General features: G+C 71.2%; 14 protein-coding genes and 1 pseudogene. 7 read left to right on the top strand and 8 right to left on the bottom strand.

The annotated features are described in order from the left end of the window. Positions 1 to 92: 92 nt before the first annotated feature. Positions 93 to 425: a hypothetical protein gene (locus tag P2Q00_RS12370; protein ID WP_425579583.1), complete on the top strand. Its 333-nt coding sequence runs from the start codon at positions 93 to 95 to the stop codon at positions 423 to 425. A gap of 121 nt (positions 426 to 546) precedes the next feature. Here P2Q00_RS12370 and P2Q00_RS12365 read toward each other — a convergent pair whose 3' ends face one another. Beyond that, positions 547 to 915: a VOC family protein gene (locus tag P2Q00_RS12365; protein ID WP_168512773.1), complete on the bottom strand. Its 369-nt coding sequence runs from the start codon at positions 913 to 915 to the stop codon at positions 547 to 549. A gap of 63 nt (positions 916 to 978) precedes the next feature. On the opposite strand from P2Q00_RS12365, the gene P2Q00_RS12360 reads away from it, so the two are divergent. Next, positions 979 to 1,437, top strand: coding sequence for a MarR family winged helix-turn-helix transcriptional regulator (locus tag P2Q00_RS12360; RefSeq protein ID WP_275772318.1), 459 nt, complete (start codon positions 979 to 981; stop codon positions 1,435 to 1,437). A gap of 357 nt (positions 1,438 to 1,794) precedes the next feature. Here the strand turns inward: P2Q00_RS12360 and P2Q00_RS12355 are convergent, their stop codons facing one another. From P2Q00_RS12355 to P2Q00_RS12335, 5 genes are all read right to left on the bottom strand, one after another. After that, positions 1,795 to 3,351 (bottom strand): carboxylesterase/lipase family protein, encoded by a 1,557-nt coding sequence (locus tag P2Q00_RS12355; protein WP_275772316.1) that lies wholly within the window; start codon positions 3,349 to 3,351, stop codon positions 1,795 to 1,797. A 17-nt stretch (positions 3,352 to 3,368) separates the two neighbouring features. Next, positions 3,369 to 4,016 (bottom strand): GOLPH3/VPS74 family protein, encoded by a 648-nt coding sequence (locus tag P2Q00_RS12350; RefSeq protein ID WP_275772314.1) that lies wholly within the window; start codon positions 4,014 to 4,016, stop codon positions 3,369 to 3,371. A 114-nt stretch (positions 4,017 to 4,130) separates the two neighbouring features. Continuing rightward, positions 4,131 to 4,790 (bottom strand): response regulator, encoded by a 660-nt coding sequence (locus P2Q00_RS12345; protein WP_275772312.1) that lies wholly within the window; start codon positions 4,788 to 4,790, stop codon positions 4,131 to 4,133. After that, positions 4,787 to 5,956 carry a sensor histidine kinase gene (locus P2Q00_RS12340; RefSeq protein ID WP_275772311.1) on the bottom strand — a complete coding sequence of 390 codons (1,170 nt, stop codon included), beginning with the start codon at positions 5,954 to 5,956 and terminating at the stop codon, positions 4,787 to 4,789. Before P2Q00_RS12340 ends, P2Q00_RS12345 begins: the two co-directional genes overlap by 4 nt. Positions 5,957 to 6,116: 160 nt before the next feature. After that, positions 6,117 to 7,514 carry a phosphoinositide-specific phospholipase C-related protein gene (locus P2Q00_RS12335; RefSeq protein ID WP_275772309.1) on the bottom strand — a complete coding sequence of 466 codons (1,398 nt, stop codon included), beginning with the start codon at positions 7,512 to 7,514 and terminating at the stop codon, positions 6,117 to 6,119. A gap of 238 nt (positions 7,515 to 7,752) precedes the next feature. On the opposite strand from P2Q00_RS12335, the gene htpG reads away from it, so the two are divergent. The 5 genes and pseudogenes from htpG (at position 7,753) to P2Q00_RS12315 (ending at position 12,759) form a co-directional block, all read left to right on the top strand. Beyond that, positions 7,753 to 9,657, top strand: a complete 1,905-nt coding sequence (gene htpG, locus P2Q00_RS12330) for a molecular chaperone HtpG (RefSeq protein ID WP_275772306.1) — start codon at positions 7,753 to 7,755, stop codon at positions 9,655 to 9,657. Between the two features lie 517 nt (positions 9,658 to 10,174). Next, on the top strand, positions 10,175 to 10,783 hold the full coding sequence (locus P2Q00_RS12325) for a TetR/AcrR family transcriptional regulator (protein ID WP_275772304.1): 609 nt from the start codon (positions 10,175 to 10,177) through the stop codon (positions 10,781 to 10,783). Between the two features lie 313 nt (positions 10,784 to 11,096). Next, a pseudogene (locus P2Q00_RS51105) lies at positions 11,097 to 11,288 on the top strand (right-handed parallel beta-helix repeat-containing protein); the annotation flags it as partial. Positions 11,289 to 11,370: 82 nt separating this feature from the next. Continuing rightward, entirely contained in the window at positions 11,371 to 11,637 is a 267-nt protein-coding gene (locus P2Q00_RS12320; protein WP_275772302.1) for a hypothetical protein, read from the top strand. Positions 11,638 to 11,778: 141 nt separating this feature from the next. Then, entirely contained in the window at positions 11,779 to 12,759 is a 981-nt protein-coding gene (locus tag P2Q00_RS12315) for a threonine ammonia-lyase (RefSeq protein WP_275772301.1), read from the top strand. A gap of 208 nt (positions 12,760 to 12,967) precedes the next feature. On the opposite strand, the gene P2Q00_RS12310 is transcribed toward P2Q00_RS12315, so the two are convergent. Continuing rightward, the gene (locus tag P2Q00_RS12310; protein ID WP_275772299.1) at positions 12,968 to 14,857 is read right to left on the bottom strand and encodes a DUF2264 domain-containing protein; all 1,890 of its coding nucleotides are present in this window, start codon (positions 14,855 to 14,857) and stop codon (positions 12,968 to 12,970) included. Then, on the bottom strand, positions 14,854 to 15,873 hold the full coding sequence (locus P2Q00_RS12305) for a hydroxyacid dehydrogenase (protein ID WP_275772297.1): 1,020 nt from the start codon (positions 15,871 to 15,873) through the stop codon (positions 14,854 to 14,856). The genes P2Q00_RS12310 and P2Q00_RS12305 overlap by 4 nt, the downstream gene beginning before the upstream one ends. Between the last annotated feature and the right edge of the window lie 28 nt (positions 15,874 to 15,901).

The following is a 15,901-nucleotide window of genomic DNA, read 5'->3' as shown; positions in this document are numbered from 1 at the left end:
ACGCGACCGCACCGGTAATACGCAGAGGGGGGGAGGAGCGGGTAAACGTCCCGGATTGAATTCCCGCGCACCTCGGCAGATCGGAATTTCTTGTGAGCAACACAGACCCTGTTTCCGGAAACCCCCCGTACAACCACGTGCGCCGCCAGGCCGCTGGACGCCGGGCGGCTCTGACCCTCTGCACGATCGCCGACACCGCGGCTGGTCTGCTGGCTCTTTGGGTCCTGCTGTTCCTGCTCGACGCGAATCAAGCGAATGTGTTCGTCAAGTTCGTGCAGGGAGCGGCGGATTGGCTGGCCTGGTGGTCGCAGGACATTTTCACGATGGACACAGAGGGTCTACGCGTCGTCCTTAATTATGGACTGCCTGCGGTCATGTATTTGCTGATCGGTCATGGAATCGCCGCCCGGCTCAACCGGGCCTGAGCGACGGCCTCGGTCGGGTCGGCGATCGGCAACTGGTGGCGGGTCGGCGGGACGGCGTCATTGACGGTGTGCCAGGACACTCCGGGCCCGGCGGCGATCCGGGCGGTCGACGTCCGGTCGATCAGGCGCGATCGTGGAGTGTGACCTGGTAGCCGTCGGGGTCGGCGAAGGTGAAGGTCCGACCGAAGGGGCCGTCGATCGGTGCGGAGACGATGGTGTGACCGTCGGCGACGAGCGCGTCGTGGATGGCCTGGACGTCGGTGGCGTGGAGCCAGATCGCGGCACCGATGCCGGGCTGAGCGACGGATGCGAGGTCGGTGCCGGGAATGACGTCGCGGAGTGCGAACGCGATCGGCTTCGTCTCGAAGACGACGGCGTGCGGAGGTCCGGCCGGCGAACGGACGAGACCCAGGTACTGCTCGTAGAACGCCTGCGAAGCGTCGAGGTCGCGCACTTGGAGCGAGATGAAGTCGGGGCCGGTGGCGGGCATGATGACGCTCCTTCTTTTCGTGTCAGTTATCTGACATGCATCAACGTATGTCAGAATACTGACATGAGTCAAGAAGGTGTCGGCGTCGACCTGGAGACGTCACTGGGCTACCTGCTCAAAGAAGCGTCGAGCGCCCTCCGCGCGGCCATGGAGGAAGTGCTGCGACCGCTCGGGATGAGCGTGACGCACTACTCCTGCCTCGAGCTGCTGGCGCAACGACCGGGCTTGTCGAACTCCGAGCTCGCGCGGGGCGCGTTCGTGACACGGCAGACGATGAACGTGCTGCTCCAGGCCCTGGAACGAGACGGCTACGTGACCAGGCCCGCGGAGGCACCCGTCGGGAAGGCGCTTCCCGCGCGGCTCACGCCTCGCGGCCGACGAAGCCTCGAGAAGGCGAGCGCAGCCGTCCGGTCCGTGGAGGCCAGAATGCTGGCCGGCCTGACCGGGGCCGAGCAGTCGGACGCGTTCCGGATCCTGCAGAGCATGATCCATTCCCTGCACGGTGACAGCGAGGGTGCATAGCTCGTTCCGCGGCGCACGTCTCGTCGCGCTCGGACAGGGGTGCAGCCGAGCCTGAATCCGTGTCGGCGACCTCGAAAACCGAGAGACCCCGACCACACCCTCTACTGCGATGTGCCGGCCTTGACTCGACAGCAAGGACCCGTCGTCACAGGAGTGTTGATCTCGTGACCATCCGCCGTTCCCGGTGACGCTCCAGGTGGGTGACGCGCTGGAGGAAGTGACCCGCAAGGAGGGTCACAGAGCCCGCCCCTCTTGGGGGAGGTATGCGGGCTCCAGCGTGCAGGGGGAGGCAAGTTTCCCCCCGTGACGGGTCTGCCCCTGCACGCTTCACCGGCCGCACGGCGGTCTTCTGCTTGGTCATCCGAGAGCGTTCCAGAACGCGCAGTGGTGGCGGGACTGCGCCGTGCGGGTCGGGACGACGTGGTCCGGGGCCAGGGACAGCACCGTCTGCCGGGGCCAGTGCGGTGACGACGGGCCGTTGGGGTCGGCGGTGCGGGCGAAACGGGTCCAGTAGTCGATCATGGCGTCGGCCAGCCGGTGCTGTGCCGCGGTCAGGTCGCGGGGGCGGCCGCCCAGGTCGAACAGGTAGGGCAGTTCGCTCGCGTGCGGTGCGCCGAGCGGGAACGGCGGTGTGCCCGGGGTGAGCGGCGGGGCGTGCTCGTCGGCGAACTCGTAGCGCCAGACGGGCACTTGGCCGGTGAGCAGGTCGTCGGTGCGCGCAGTGGGGCAGGCGAAGTTCGCGTCGCCGATGACCGCGCCGAACACCGGGCCCCCGTCGGTGCGGTGGACCGGGTACTCGCGGACGATCGCCTTCGCCTGCCCCGTGGCGGGGAAGAAGGTGGCCGCGACGTCGGGCCAGGTGTCGGGGGTGACGGGATGGCCGGCCTGGACGATCCCGGCGGCCCAGCCGTTGCCCTCGTCGTGGTTGTTGCCGATGAGTACGGGGACGTGGTGGAAGCGGCCGGCGGCGATCGCGGCCGCGGGGTCGCCGGGCAGCAACGGGGTGGTGTGGGCGGGCTGTTGATCGGTGTCCTGGGCGGCGAGCAGCCGGGAGACGTTCACGCGCCGCAGGCAGGCCAGGATGTCGCGGGCGGAGCCGCAGCCGACCTTTGCCGCGAGGTCCGCGCCCGCGGCGCGCGCCGTGGACAGGGGGACGGAGGACGGGGCGAACGGCTGGTCGGGGCGGCCGGTGCACGGGCCGCTCTCGATGATCGCCCGGTCGAAGAGCCCGGCGGCAGCAGGTGAGGCGAGCTGGGCGCAGACGCTGTAGCCGCCCGCCGACTCGCCGGCCAGCGTCACGTTGTGCGCGTCGCCGCCGAAGGCGCCGATCTCGGCGCGGACCCAGCGCAGCGCCGCCTGCTGGTCGGCCAGGCCGAAGGTGCCGGAGCCGGGCAGCCCGCCGTGCGCGAGGAAACCGAGGGTCCCGAGGCGGTAGTCGACGGTGACGACCACCACGTCGCCGCGGGTGGCCATCCGGTGGGCGTCGTAGGAGCTGCCCGCTCCGGTGGTGAAGCCGCCGCCGTGCAGCCACACGATCACCGGCCGGGGGCGCGCCGGTCCTGGGCCGTCGGGTGTCGTGACGTTCAGGTGGAGACAGTCCTCGTCGGTGCTGCCGCCCGGCACCTCGCCGGCCGGCTGCGGGCAGGCGCTCGCGGGCCGGGTCGCGTCCCGTATCCCGGACCAGGGGGCCGCGCGGTGGGGCGGCGCCCAGCGCAGCCTGCCCTCCGGGGGCGCCGCGTAGGGGATGCCCTCGAAGGTGCGGTAGCCGTCGTGAGCGGCGCCCCGCACCAGGCCGTCGTGGGTGCGTACCGTGGTTGTGGTTGCGGGTTGTGTCGGTGACGCTGCGGACCAGGCCGTCGCGAGCACGGCGGTCAGGGCGCAGCCCAGGGTGGTCAGGACGCGGTGCATGCTCATTTCGTCTCCCCGTTCGGTCAGCTGCCGCCCATGCCGCCCATGCCGCCCTGCGCGGCGATCATGGTCATCGGCAGGGCGCGTACCGCTTTCTCCAGGCCGGGCGCGAGGGCGGCGAGACACCCGGTGCAGGCGTCGATACGGGCCCGGAAGGTCTTCTGGTCCTGCCGTGACACGACCGAGCGGATGCCGCCCGCCGCCGACAGCGCCAGCAATGCTGCGTCGGCGGCGGGAATCTCCTGCACGGGGCCGTCCCCCTGCAGCGCCGCGCACACGCGGGCGCGGAGTACGGCGGGCACGGCGGGGTCCGTCACGGTCGACCGCCGGGTGCCGAGGCGGGTGCGGGGCGCCTTGACGGTGAGGAGGCCGGCCGTGGCGAGCCGGTCCTCCACATCCGCCAGGGTCCGCTTGCGGTGGCGGCGCACCAGGTACTTCCAGCCGTGCCCGGCGGCGGCATCACGCAGAACGCCGTCCAGGACGGGGTCGCCGGTCGGTTCCGTGCCGGACACGGTGACCGTGCCGCCGTCCTCCCGCAGCCGGCCGCGCAACGCGAGGTCGACCAGGGCGGCGGCACGGACCAGCAGCTGCGTCCGGGAACGGTCGTACGGGCCTTCGGCCGCGTCGTCGTGGGCGAGCAGATACATGAGGCAGGCCAGGTCGTCGTTCACACCTCGACGCTATGGCCCGGTGCCCCGGCCACGGATCGGCCACGCGAAGGGACTGCCACTGGGAACGCAGGAGGACGGCCGCCCGGTCTCCTCCTTGAGGAGGAGACGGTGCCGTCAGGGGCGGCGCGGCTGCACTAGCCCGTGGTCGTAGGCGGCGACGACGGCCTGGAGGCGGTCGCGCAGGCCCAGTTTGCGCAGCACCGCGGTGACATGGTTCTTGACGGTGGCCTCGGACAGGCGCAGCCGCTCGGCGATCTCCGCGTTCGACAGCGCCTGCCCGATCAGGGTGAGCACCTCCCGCTCGCGGCCGGAAAGGCCCTCCAGGGAGGGTGGCGGCGCCGGGTCCGGCGTGGTGCGCAGGAACCGGTCGAGGACGCGGCTCAGCACGGCCGGCGCCAGCAGCGCGTCGCCGCGCGCGGTGAGGCGGATCGCGTCGACGAGTTCGGCGGGGCGCATGTCCTTCAGCAGGAAGCCGCTCGCCCCGGCCCGCAGGGCGGCGACCACGTGCGCGTCCACGTCCCAGGTGGTCAGCACGAGCACCCGGGTCCGACTGCCCGACTCCGCGATCTGCCGGGTCGCCTCGATACCGTCCACGACGGGCATGCGTACGTCCATCAGCACCACGTCGGGCGCCAGCCCCCGTGTCAGCCGCACCGCCTCCTGGCCGTCGGACGCCTCACCGACCACCTCGAGGTCGTCCCGGGCGTCGATGATCATGCGGAATCCGGTACGGACCAGGGCCTGGTCGTCGGCCACCACCACACGCAGCGTCATGACACGCCCTCCACCGGCAGCTGCGCCGCCACCTCGAACCCGCCCCCGGGCAGCGGACCGGCGCGCAGGCTGCCGCCCACGAGCCGTGCCCGTTCCTTCATCCCCACCAGACCGCGTCCCGCTCCCGCCGCGGCCGAACGACCCTGCGTCGTACGCCCGTTGTCGACCACCGTGACGCTCACGCACTCCCTTTCGGCCATCACGCGCACGCTCACCTCGTCGGCGCCGGCCGCGTGGCGCAGGGTGTTGGTGAGGGCCTCCTGGACGATCCGGTACGCCGCCAGGTCCACCGCGGGCGGCAGCCCCTCGGTGACGCCCTCGCGGCGCACGTGCACGGTCATCCCGGTCGCGCGCACGGTGTCGGCCAGCTCGTCCAGGCGCGCGAGCGAGGGCCCCGGCTCCCGCTGCTCCCGGTTTTCGTCCTCCCCCTCCTCGGGCCCGAACGCCCGCAGCAGCAGGCGGAGTTCACCGAGCGCCGAGCGGGCGCCCGTCTCGATGGCCCGCAGTGATTGACGAGCCTGTTCGGGCTGCCGGGTGAACACGTCATCGGCGGCGCCCGCCTGAATGACCATCACCGACAGGGTGTGCGCCACGACGTCGTGCACCTCGCGCGCGATCCGCGCCCGCTCCTCCACCACGGCTCGGCGCAGCTCCGCCGTTCTCCGCGCCTGCTGCGCCCCGCGCCACTGCCCCACGGTCCACGCCAGGACTACCGCCAGCAGATAGACCGCCACCCCCGCGGGGCCGCCCGCCCCGAACGCCAGTGGTGCCGGCAGGCACATCGCCGCGAGCGCCCGCACCGACACCCGCCGCGGCCTGATGGCCGACAGCACACACAACGCGACCTGCGCCGCGAGCAGCGCCCCCGTCAAGGTCACCGCGGGTAGCAGCGCCCACACCCCGAGCCCCGTCGCCGCGTTCACGGCCAGTACGACGACCGGGACGCGCGCCTGCCACCTCAGGGCGCAGACCTGCGCGAGGACCAGGGCCAGGGCCACGGCCGGTCGCCAGCCGCGCTCCGCGCCCGCGACGAGCACCGAGCTGCCGAGAACGCCGAGCACCAGACCGGCCGACCCCCACCACAACGCGCGGGCCGCCCGGGGCGACAGCTCGCCCCGCGCGTCCCCGGCGATTGCGTCACCCGGCTGTCTGCTGCTGCGATCCACGCCCCGACCCTATCCAGCGGCGCGGGCCGAGCCGTTCAGGAGCGAAGAGTTCCGCCCGGCCGCGTCGTCTGCACCGTGGACCAGAAGAACGTGAGCGCCACCCTGACCGTCGCCGTGCCCGCCGCGAGGGTGTTCGCGGTGCTGGCGGACCCCGGGACGGTCACTGACCCGGCGCGAGGATGTAGGTGTTGAGGGTGCCCACCGTGCTGAGCGGGGTGGGGGAGCCGAGGTCGTAGCGGTCCACGGCGAGGTAGTTGGGCTTCTTGCGGGCGGCGGGTGTGCAGAAGTTCTGCGCACGGTTGAGGAGTTTGCCGTTGTCGGTCTGGGCGGTGGTGCCGATGGTGTAGTCGCGGAAGTGGTTCATCACGAAGAGCGGGTGGAAGGCGGACGAGTCCGTGGTGAGGGGCCTGGTGTCCCAGCGGCTGTAGCAGGACCAGTCGGAGTTGCCGAGTCCGCCGCCCATGGACCAGTAGTTCTCCACGGTCCACTCGCGCTGGTACATCACTCCGAAGGTGTCGCGGGTGCTCCAGCCGCTCGCGGTGTCGCTCGCCCGGGTCCGGTCGCTGAAGATCAGCAGCTGCTTGCCGCGGGCGGCGAGGTCGGCCATGGTCGGCCAGCCCTTGGTGGCCACACCCTCCTGATCGGGCCGGTACAGGACGTTGGACAGGCCGCTCACGGCGGAGAGGGAGGACTTCAGTACGTCGGAGGAGGCGTAGTCCTCAAGGAAGACGGTGGCGAACTGCCCGGGGTTGGCCTTGAGGAAGTCGACGATGCGCTGCAGGTCGGTGGCGAGTGGGACGGGGCTGCTGACGCCGTCGCAGCTGTTGTGGCAGAGCACGGCCTGCCCGGAGACGGCGTAGTCGTCGAGCATGAAGCCGCGCACGCCGTCGGCCAGTTGGCGGCTGATGCCGTAGTTCTGGTTGGGGAACCAGCTGACCGGGAACGTGGCGAAGTTGCCGTCTGCGCCGTTGGCGAAGGCGTTGTGCGCGGTCAGGAAGGTGACCTGGTCCAGGGTGCGGGTGTCGGCGGAGGGCATCGCGGTGGTGGCGTAGGAGACCGGGGTGAGGTACCAGCGGGCGAGGTCGCCTGCGGCGCCGATCTGCACGGCGCCGGCGTCGGAGGCGGAGCCGGTGAGGTACTGCGAGGTGCCGGGGACGGCGATGGTGTACGTGCCGTCGGCGCCGGAGGTGATCGTCCAGCTGGTGCCGTCCGCGCCGCAGGTGCTGGTGACCGCGGAGGTGCCGCTACGGCCGAGACATGTGCCGGACTCGTCGGCGTTCTGCAGCTGGTAGCCGCCGCCGACCGCGACCGGGGTCCACTGCTGGTGGTCCTCGTTGCCCTTGGGGTTGTGCGCGGCGACGGTGCCGCTGCTGTCGGCGGCGTTGCGGCCGGTGGTGTAGTTCTGCAGATAGACCGAGGAGCTGGGGACCGCAGCCGAGGCCGTGCCGGGAAGCAGGGCGGGCAGGGACAGGGCGAGGGCGGCGGAACAGCACAGGACGCGCAAGGGGCGCAGGCGCACGGGGGGTTTCCCTTCACTCCGGCACGGATGTGCCGACATCGCAGATCCACGAACGTATGACCGAGGCATGACATACCGGGTGACACGTGCGATGTGCCAGGTATCGCGTGTGAATTCCTGCCGCTGCTCAAGATTTTGACGAACCATCAGTCTCTGCGATGGTGCCACCGGCGTTGCCGTCCACCACCGAACGGCGGTGACGGCGCCCCGACTTGGTGTTTTACAGTGACTCTCATCTGACCTGGCACTTTAGGGATCTGCGAGGGATACGCGAACCATGCCGACCGAAACGTTTGAGTTCCAAGTAGAGGCCCGTCAGCTGCTCCAGCTGATGATCCACTCCGTCTACTCGAACAAGGACGTCTTCCTGCGGGAACTCGTCTCCAACGCCTCCGACGCGCTCGACAAGCTGCGCCTGGCCGCGCTGCGGGACGACAGCCTCGACGCCGACACCTCCGACCTGCACATCGAGATCGACCTCGATCCGGACGCCCGTACGCTCACCGTGCGGGACAACGGCATCGGGATGTCGTACGACGAGGTCGGCAAGCTCATCGGCACCATCGCCAACTCCGGGACGGCCGAATTCCTCAAGGAGTTGAAGGAGGCCCAGGACGCCGCCGGGGCCGAGGGGCTGATCGGCCAGTTCGGCGTCGGCTTCTACTCCGGTTTCATGGCGGCCGACGAGATGACGCTGGTGACCCGGCGCGCCGGGGAGGGCAGCGGCACCCGCTGGTCGTCGCGCGGCGAGGGCACGTACACGCTGGAGAACGTCGCCGACGCGCCGCAGGGGACCGCCGTCACGCTCCACCTCAAGCCGGCCGACCCCGAGAACCAGCTGCACGACTACACCTCCACATGGAAGATCAAGGAGATCGTCAAGCGGTACTCCGACTTCATCACCTGGCCGATCCGGCTGGTCCCGAAGCCGGGCGACGAGGGCGAGGACGCGCCCGAGCCCGAGACGCTGAACTCGATGAAGGCTCTGTGGGCCCGCTCCCGCGACGAGGTCTCCGACGACGAGTACCACGAGCTGTACAAGCACGTCAGCCACGACTGGCGCGACCCCCTGGAGACGATCCGCCTCCAGGCGGAGGGCACCTTCGAGTACCAGGCCCTGCTGTTCCTTCCGGCACACGCCCCGCACGACCTGTTCACCCGGGACTTCCGGCGCGGCCTGCAGCTGTACGTCAAGCGCGTGCTGATCATGGACGACTGCGAGGCGCTGCTGCCGCCCTACCTCCGCTTCGTCAAGGGCGTCGTCGACGCGCAGGACCTCTCGCTCAACGTCTCCCGCGAGATCCTCCAGCAGGACCGGCACATCCGGATGATCCAGCGCCGGCTGACCAAGAAGGTCCTGTCCTCGGTCAAGGAGATGAAGGCGGGCGACCCTGACAAGTACGCCGCGTTCTGGCGGGAGTTCGGCGCCGTGCTGAAGGAGGGGCTGTTCGGCGACCCGGACAACCGCGACGCCCTGCTCGCGGTCGCGTCCTTCGCCAGCACGCACGCCGAGGACGAGCCGACCACGCTCCAGCAGTACGTGGAGCGGATGACGGACGGCCAGGACGACATCTACTACATGACCGGCGAGTCCCGGCAGAGCATCGAGAACTCCCCGCACATGGAGGCGTTCCGGGCGCGCGGCGTCGAGGTCCTGCTGCTGACCGACGCGGTCGACGAAGTGTGGGTCGACGCCGTGGGCGAGTTCGACGGCAAGAAGCTGCGGTCCGTGGCCAAGGGCGAGATCGACCTCGACGTCCAGGGCGACGAACAGGCCGACGGTGAGCGGGAGAAGCAGACGGAGGCGTACGCCGCGCTGCTGGGCTGGCTGAAGGAGCAACTGGCCGAGGACGTGAAGGACGTCCGCCTGTCGACGCGCCTGACCGTCTCCCCGGCCTGCGTCGTCTCCGACGCCCACGACCTGACTCCGGCGCTGGAGAACATGTACCGGGCCATGGGCCAGGAGATCCCGCCCACCAAGCGGATCCTCGAACTCAACCCCGCACATCCGCTGGTGCAGGGCCTGAACCAGGCGTACCAGGAGCGCGAGGACCGCGCCGAACTCGTCGAGACCGCCGAGCTGTTGCACGGCCTGGCGGTCCTCGCGGAGGGCGGCCAGCCGAAGGAGCCCGCGCGTTTCGTGAAACTGGTGGCGGAGCGACTGGAGCAGGCTCTGCGCTGACGGGGGAACAGGGCCCGCTCGTATTCGGTGAGGGCGGCCTCGACGTCATCGGGGTACGCGGCGAGGGCCTTGCCGAGTTCGGCGCCGTCGCCGAGCAGGGTCAAGTCGATGGGGCTCAGCCAGTGCTGCGGCTTGCTGAGCCCCACGTGGATGTGCAGGGTGCCGGCAGATCATCGGCCCGCACTACGTGGACGACACCGTCCTGCGCACGGCCGCCGTCTATGAAGAGCACGCGGGACGGCACAGGGACCCGGCCCCGGCCCACCCGTGCACAGGCGGGACGGCGTCCTAGGTCCATGTGCCGAGTCCGATTCGGGCTGGGGGCGGACGCCGATCCCGGACGGCGTCGCTAGCGTTGGCGATCAGCCACGATCACGTGCGCGACGCGCCCGGCCGCCCCGACGCCAGGGATGTACGCGAGGAGAGCAATGCCCAGCAGCGGCTGCACATCCCTCTGCAAGTTCGAGGCCGGTGCAGATCGAGGACGGATGCGTGTACGCCCGTGTCGTATCGCGGAGTGATCGGTGACGCAGTGCCGGACGAACTCACGGGGGAGCGGGCCGATGCCGCCCGCAACCGTTACCTGCTGCTGGAGGCGGCCGCCCGGCTGGTGGCCGACCGGGGAGCCGAGCATGTGACGATGCACGAGGTCGCGCGGGCGGCGGGAGTGGGAAAGGGCACGCTCTTCCGCCGGTTCGGCGACCGCAACGGACTCCTGCTGGCGCTGCTGCGCGACGTCGAGGCGGAATTCCACGAGGCGTACACCTGCGGTCCTCCACCGCTCGGACCGGGCGTGTCGGCGGAAGCGCGACTGACGGCATTCGGTCGTGCCTTGATCGAGCGCGTCGCCGACGACACGGACCTGGGCCCGGCGCTGGGCCGCCAGGTCCCCTGCGAACGGCGCCAGGCCTCGACCTACGGCCGGGCCTTTCATTGTCATGTCTCGTCACTCCTGCGGGAGGCGGGAGTCGAGGGTGATCACGACATGCTCGCCCATGCCATGCTCGCTTTCACGGACCTCGAGAACATGGACTACCTGCGCAACGAGTGTCAGGCCACCACAGCACGTCTGCAGAGCACCTGGGCGGACCTGGTACGGCGGGTGACCCGCGCCGACGAACACTGAAGGCCGGGGGACCAGCACGGCGAGAGGACGCGAGCGGCACTCGTCCCGCCCATGGTCTCCGCCTCCTGAGCGCCATGGGCAATGCGGTGAACGACGACGTTGCCCGGAACACGGGACAGCTGGGTGACGTACGTTCCGCCCGACAGAACGCACATCGCGGACTTGTGCGCGCGGCGGGCCCAGGTCCGCGACGCCTCGGCGGTGGCGAACTTGTCGGGGGTGGGGGCCGCCGCGGCGACTTCGCCGGCTTTCCACGACCCGGCGGCCGGCCGTCTCCCAGGACGGCTTCTGGCGCGGCGGCAACTTCCTCACGGTGGGCGGCGACCAAGAGGCGGAGGACGGCTTCGACCTCATCAACGCCTACTCGTCCGTGACCATCGAGAACTCCTGGGCGTGGCGCAACGGATACCTGCCGGAGACGACCACGGCGTCCGGCAACGGCAACGGCTTCAAGGCGGGCGGCTACGGCGGCGACTACGACACCGCCGCCGTCAAGCACACCGTCCGCAGCTCAGTGGCCTTCGCCAACAGGGCTGCGGGCTTCTACGCCAACCACCACCCGCTACACCGGCACCCTCACCTCGAACATGACCGGCACGAGCGCCGCGAACAACTCCTGGAACCTGGGCATCGCCCTGTTGGACGCGCAGTTCCAGAGCGTGTCGACATCCGGCTGGGACGCGCCCCGCGGGGCCGACGGCAGCCTTCCCGTGCTGCCCCACCTCCGCCTCGCCGCGAACAGCGCACTGATCGACAAGGGAGTGGATGTCGGTCTGCCGTACACGGGGGCCGCGCCCGATTTCGGTGCCTTCGAATCCTCCGGCAGCACGGTCGGGGGCTCGTCTCTCCCCTGAGCGCGCATGCGTGCAGACGGTCGCGGGGACGAGCGCCTCGTGGGGCGACGCTGCACCTGCCCGCTGACTCGCCGATGCGGGCGCTGGTCGTCGGACGTCGGCCCAAAGGGCTCAGCGCCGGCGGCGCTACCCTGCTGTGTCATGCAGGAGACGCGCCTCGACACCGCTAGGATCCGGGCGGCTCGCCGGGTGATCGATCCGGTTTTCCTCGACACTCCGCTGTACCGCTGCGAGGCGCTGGAGCCCGACCTCGGGTGCACGGTGAGCATCAAGCTCGAAACGGCGAACCCGGTCCGCAGTTTCAAGGGCCGCGGCACCGAGGTGGTCGCGAGCCTGCTCGCCGCGCAGGACTCGCGAGCCGTGGTGTGCGCCAGCGCGGGCAACCTCGGCCAGGCCCTCGCCTGGTCCGGTCGCGGCCGAGGGCTCGACGTCACCGTCGTGGCCTCCCGCTTCGCAACGGCGGCCAAGCTTGATCGTATCCGGGCACTGGGCGCCAGGCTGGAAGTGGTCGACGGCGACCACGAGTTGGCGCGCGAGCGGGCGGCGGCCATCGCGCGCCACGACGGCATCCGGCTGCTCGAGGACAGCCTGGACCTCGAGACCTGTGAGGGCGCGGCGACCATCGGCCTGGAACTGGTGGACGCCGTGCCGTCCTTCGACGCCGTTCTGATTGCCCTCGGCGGCGGGGCGCTGGCCACCGGCGTGGGTCATGTGGTGAAAGCCCTGGCGCCCGAAGTCGAGGTGATCTGCGTCCAGCCGCTGGGCGCACCGGCGATGACGCACTCGTGGCGCAGGCGGCGCGTCGTCACCACCGACTCGACCGACACCATCGCCGACGGCGTCGCCGGCCGGTGTCCGATCCCGGCCGTCCTGGACGACCTCCTGCTCGTCGCCGACGATGCCGTCCTGGTCCAGGAGGCGTCGATCGTCGCCGGTATGCGGATGCTCCTCGACCACGCCGGCCTCGTCGTCGAACCGTCGGCTGCGCTCGGCGTCGCGGCGATCCTCGAAGACCGTGACCGCTTCGCCGGCCGTCACGTGGTCACCATCGTGTGCGGCAGCAACGTCGACGTGGACACCTATCACCGCTGGGTCGGTGCGCCTCCCGTCCACAGGCCTTGACCGCCGGCCTGACTTCAGCTCTCTTCGCGGCCCGTGCGCAGCCCGTCCACGAAGATGTGCACGTGGCGGGTGGCGAGGGCCTGGCCTGTTCCGCGGGGAGGTACGGCATGGGCCGGCAGGCCAGGGCCCCTGTGGTGATCAGGTCCATGTGGTCTGCCAACGCAGCCTGGCGCGCGGCCTGTTGTTGGGAGCGGTGAAGTGAGCCGGGTCAGGGTGCCCGCTCCAGCAGTACCACCCGCACCGGCCCGAACTCGATCCGGGAGATGGCCCTGTCCGGCGCCCACGTCACCCGCACCCCGCCGCCGTCGACCACCACATCGGCGACCGCCTCCTCCAACCCGACCGGCTCGGCGGTCAGAGCCGCCAGGCACACATGGACCGTCGTGCCCCCGGCCCGGCCGACCAGCCGCGGCACCTGCGCCCAGCGGGTGTAGGCCGTGCCCTGGGGCGCGCGGACGGGTTCGGATTCTTGGTCCCAGCCGTGCAGGCCGTACAGCGTCGAGGCGACGGCGTCGCCGGGACCGGCGGCCCAACCCGTGTGTGTGGTACGGGAGTTGACCGGTGCGCCGATCACCCGGTGCACGCGCAGTTCGTGGCATCCCCGGGCCACCGTGACGCTCTCCACCCGCAGGCCCGGCACCATGGGCGAGCCCGCGGTGAACACCGGCCGGTGCCAAGAGGCTGCCCACCCCCAGCCGTCGCCCTGGCCCGCGCCGAGCGGATGAATACGGCGCCGCACACTCCCGCATCCGTTCACCTCGACGGACAGATGGTTGTCCGCGACGTTGCCCCGTGCGGTCGGCCCGGTGCGGGTCGAGTACGCCTGCCGCCCGTAGTGCGGATCGTCGGCGGCCGCCGTCTCGCCCTCGCCGGGCCGCATGTGGTCACTGCCGTGGTTGTGCAGTCGTACGATCCCGTCGGCGCGGGTCGCCTGGACGAGCAGCCCCGGAGACGGCAGGGCGAGGACCCGGTCGCTCTCCTCGACCGGTGCGGGCTCCTCGCGGTCGGTCCACAGGGGGTGGTCCGGCGGTGCCAGCAGCGCGACGAATGCCTTGGACGCCCAGTACGGCGAGGACGGGCCGGAGTAGGGCTGCAGCGTCGCCTCGTGCGGGCCGTACCAGCCGAGCGGGAGCAGGCCGTCCTCGGTCAGGGCGCCGCGATCCAGGAAGTGGCGCAGGCTGCCGCTGGCCAGACGGCGGGAGGTGCCCGGCGTCAGTGGGGTGTGACCGGTGACGGCGCCCAGGCCGATGGCGGTTGCGGCGGCGAAGCGGTACGTCAGGGAGCGGCCGAAGTGCACGGGCGCGCCGTCCGCGCCGAACATCAGCGAGAAGCCGCGCAGATGCTCGCGTAGCCGTGGACCGTACGGCTCCGGATCCGCACCGGCCAGGTGGGCGTCCAGCAGCGGGTACAGGTGCAGGGCCCAGCCGTTGTAGTGGTCGAAGGCCCGACCGTCGCCGTCGGCGTACCAGCCGTCGCCGGCGTACCAGACCTCCAGCAGTTCCCGGGCCCGCTCACGGGCGGCGGCCGTCTCGGCGTCACCGCGGCCCACCGACTCCAGGAACCCGGCGACGGTGTACGGGAAGAGGTACCAGTTGTTCGCCGCGGGCGTGTGCCGCAGCGCGCCCCGCAGCCATTGCTCCGCGCGGTCCTGGACGTCGGCGTCGAGGTTCTTCCACAGCCAGGGCGTGGTCAGTCTGAGGCCGAGCGCGACGGACGCCGACTCGACCATGGGCTGGCCCTGGATGTGGTGGTCGAGGATCAGCGGCCAGGACTCGGGGTCGTCATGGCCGGCGGAGCGGGTGCCGGCGGCGAGGCCGCGGGCGTAGCGGTCGAGCCAGCCGTGCGGGTCGTCGCCGCGGGCGCCCGCCACGCGGAACGCGGCCGCCAGGAACGTCCGTGCGTAGCCCTCCAGACCGTCGGAGCGCACCCCCGACCGCGACGGGCGGCCGGGCAGGTCGAGCAGGGCACCGCCGGGGGTGCTCCACCGCCAGGCGGCGGCCAGCAGCCCGTCCGCGACGGCCTCCCAGTGGGCCCGCGTCCAGCCGGTGTACGGGCTCGACTCCCGGTCTTCCGGCGGCAGTTGGAAGGGGATGGTCATGCCGAATACGCCAGCCTTTCGCGTCGTACGGGGTGCAGGAAACCGGCGCCGGAGGCCCAACGGGCGGTCTCGGCGACGGCATGCTCGGCCAGCCGGCGCCACTCGTTGCCCTGGGAGCCGGCGAGATGCGGGGTGATGAGCACGTTGTCGCAGGCCCACAACGGGTGCTCGGGCGGCAGGACTTCGGGGTCGGTGACGTCGAGAACCGCCCGGATGCGGCCGGCCCGGGCGGCGTCGGTCAGCGCGTCCTGGTCGACGACCGCTCCGCGTGCGGTGTTGATCAGTACGGCGCCGGGACGCATCGCCTCGATCAGGGGCCTGCCGACCAGGCCACGGGTGGCCGGCAGCAGCGGAGTGTGCACGCTGACGGTGTTGCTGCGGGCGAAGAGTTCCGTCAACTCGGTCTTGTCGACGCCGAGTTCCGCCGCTTCGGTGTCGCTGACGTAGGGGTCGTGGAGGAGGATCTGGATGTCGTACGGGCGCAGCAGCTCGATGACGCGGCGGCCGGTGAGGGATGCGGACAGGATGCCGACGGTGCGGCGGTGGTTGCCGAGGGTGCGCGGGATGTGCGGCAGACGGTCGCGGATGCCGGTGGAGCGCAGGGTACGGGCGCGTTCGAGAACCTGCTTGCCGGTGAGCAGGATCATGGCGAGGGTGTACTCGGCGACCGGCAGGGCGTTGGCCGCGGCGGCCGAGGACACCTCGATGCCACGCTCCCAGCAGGCCTCGGTGATGTGCCCGCGCACACTGCCCGCGGCGTGCACGACCGCGCGCAGCCGGGGCGCGGTCGCCAGCACGTCCGTATCCAGGGGCGGGCAGCCCCAGCAGGTCACCAACAGGTCGACTTCGGCCAGGACTTCACGGGCGCGGGCCGTGGTGAGGTCGTCGAGGGCGGGCGGTGGGGCGAGGTCGCAGACCGCGGCGAGCGCGGCGAGCGACTCGGGGTCGAGGACGGCCGTAGCCGCGGCCTGGGACATGGCGAGGGCGGTCCGGGGGCGGAATGTCGAGTCGGTCATCGGGGTGCAGAGACTCCTCAACGAGGCG

The organism is Streptomyces coacervatus, from assembly GCF_029223485.1.
GTDB classification, from domain to species: Bacteria; Actinomycetota; Actinomycetes; order Streptomycetales; family Streptomycetaceae; genus Streptomyces; species Streptomyces coacervatus.
Note: the sequence above shows the minus strand (reverse complement) of the source record. Positions and strands in the feature narration are given on the sequence as shown.